Annotated in this window: 3 protein-coding genes; all 3 read left to right on the top strand. The window is 56.7% G+C overall.

All coding sequences use genetic code 11. The features are described 5' to 3' along the window. On the top strand, positions 1–1,309 hold a 1,309-nt coding region (locus ACTG3T_RS02270; protein ID WP_439100642.1), incomplete at its 5' end, for an adenosylhomocysteinase. A gap of 7 nt (positions 1,310–1,316) precedes the next feature. Further along, the gene (metF, locus tag ACTG3T_RS02265; protein WP_439100641.1) at positions 1,317–2,153 is read left to right on the top strand and encodes a methylenetetrahydrofolate reductase [NAD(P)H]; all 837 of its coding nucleotides are present in this window, start codon (positions 1,317–1,319) and stop codon (positions 2,151–2,153) included. Between the two features lie 9 nt (positions 2,154–2,162). Further along, a partial coding sequence (locus tag ACTG3T_RS02260; RefSeq protein WP_439100643.1) for an RNA methyltransferase PUA domain-containing protein occupies positions 2,163–2,320 on the top strand: 158 nt, incomplete at its 3' end.

Here is a 2,320-nt window from a genome sequence, read left to right as displayed (position 1 = left end):
GGATATTGCCGAGAGCGAAATGCCCGCGCTGATGGCGCTGCGTGAAGAATACAGTGCCGAACAGCCCCTGGCTGGCGCCAAAATTTTGGGCTGTATCCACATGACTATCCAAACGGGTGTGCTGATCGAAACCCTCGTTGCACTTGGCGCGGAAGTCCGTTGGTCATCATGCAACATTTTCTCTACTCAAGATCACGCTGCTGCCGCGGTAGCCGCCTCAGGAGTGCCAGTATTCGCCTGGAAGGGCGAGACCGAGGAAGAGTACGAGTGGTGTTTAGAGCAGACAATCCTGAAAGATGGTGAGCCCTGGGACGCGAATATGGTGCTCGACGACGGGGGTGACCTCACGCTGATGCTGCACCAGAAGTATCCTGAAATGCTCGACCGTATTCATGGTGTTACCGAGGAAACAACGACGGGCGTCCATCGCTTGTACGAGATGCTGGAAAATGGCGAGCTCAAGATCCCCGCGATCAACGTGAATGATTCGGTCACCAAGTCCAAGAACGACAACAAGTACGGCTGCCGCCACAGCCTGAATGACGCCATCAAGCGAGGCCTCGACCACCTGCTGTCGGGCAAGCGCGCGCTCGTGATCGGCTACGGTGACGTGGGTAAAGGCTCCGCCCTGTCGCTCCGTCAGGAAGGGATGATTGTCCGGGTAACTGAAGCCGATCCAATCTGCGCAATGCAGGCCTGCATGGATGGCTACGAAGTGGTATCGCCCTACATCGATGGCATCGATGACGGCAGCGACGAGTGCATCGATCGCGAACTGCTCCAGAAAACGGACCTGCTGGTAACGACCACCGGTAACTACAACGTTTGCAACGCGCGTATGCTCGGCGCCCTCAAGAGCGCAGCACTGGTCTGCAACATCGGTCACTTCGACAATGAAATCGACACGGCCTACATGCGTCGTGAGTGGCAGTGGGAAGAGATCAAGCCGCAGGTACACAAGGTCTACCGTGACCAGGCTGCTAACGATCACCTGATCCTCCTGGCAGAAGGACGTCTCGTAAACCTGGGTAACGCCACAGGTCACCCCTCACGCATCATGGACGGCTCCTTCGCCAACCAGGTACTGGCACAGATCTACCTGTTCGAGCGTCGCTTTGCAGACCTGGAAGCCAATATGAAGGAATCTGCCGTGAAGGTTGAGGTTCTGCCCAAAAAGCTCGACGAAGAAGTGGCAGCGCACATGGTGGCAGGCTTCGGCGGCGTGGTTACCAGGCTCACCAAAGAGCAGGCTGACTACATTCACGTGTCTGTAGATGGCCCATTCAAGGGACAGGACTACAAGTACTGAGGTCAGAATGAGCAAGTCTGCAGCAATCAGCTTTGAGTACTTCCCGGCGAAAACCGATGCCGGACGGGAAAAACTGCTGAACGTTACTACCCCGGAGCTACAGGCCGTAGGTCCCGAGTTTTACTCGGTGACCTATGGCGCCGGGGGCTCTACCCGGGACAACACCCGGGGCATTGTCGAAGGGCTTAACGCTCAGAGTCTGGACGTTGCGCCACACCTGAGCTTTGGCCTGGATGACGAAGCGACGATTGCAGCGCTGTTACAGGACTACAAAGCGGCGGGTATCAAACGACTGGTCGCACTGCGTGGTGACTTGCCTTCGGGCGCCGGAGGCGGCGCACGCCTGGTCTACGCCAACGAGCTGGTGGCGTTTATCCGCAAGCACACCGGTGATCATTTTCATATCGAGGTGGCCGCCTACCCGGAAATCCATCCCCAGGCCGAAAGCTACGAATCAGATATCCACTATCTCAAGGGCAAGTTTGATGCGGGCGCAGACAGCGCTATCACGCAATATTTCTATAATGTAGAGGCGTATTTCTACTTTTTGGATCGCTGCGCGGCCATCGGCATCGATAAGCCTATCTATGCGGGCATCATGCCCATTACCAACTACGCCAACCTGGCACGGTTCTCCAAAAACTGTGGTGCGGAGATTCCCCGCTGGATCAGCAAACGCCTGGAGGGCTTCGCCGACGATCAGGAGAGCATTCGCGCTTTTGGCATTGATGTTGTTACCCAGCTTTGCCAGACGCTGCTGGAGAGCGAAGCGCCCGGTATTCACTTTTACACCATGAATCAGGCGCAACCGACTCTGCAAATCTGCAGAAATCTGGGACTTTAAGCGGACTCCATGCTGCGTCCGCGTTTTTTTACCGCGCAAACGCTGAGCGAGGGCGACACGCTCACGTTGGAAAAAGAACCGTCACGGCACATCGTAAAGGCCCTCCGCATGCGCGTGGGCGATGCGCTGTGCCTCTTTAATGGCAGCGGCATCGAGGCCCACGGAGA

It is taken from the genome of Congregibacter sp. (assembly GCF_965660375.1).
In the GTDB taxonomy this organism is placed as follows: Bacteria; Pseudomonadota; Gammaproteobacteria; order Pseudomonadales; family Halieaceae; genus Congregibacter.
The sequence above is the reverse complement of the archived record's forward strand: the minus strand, read 5'-3'. Positions and strand labels throughout refer to the sequence as shown.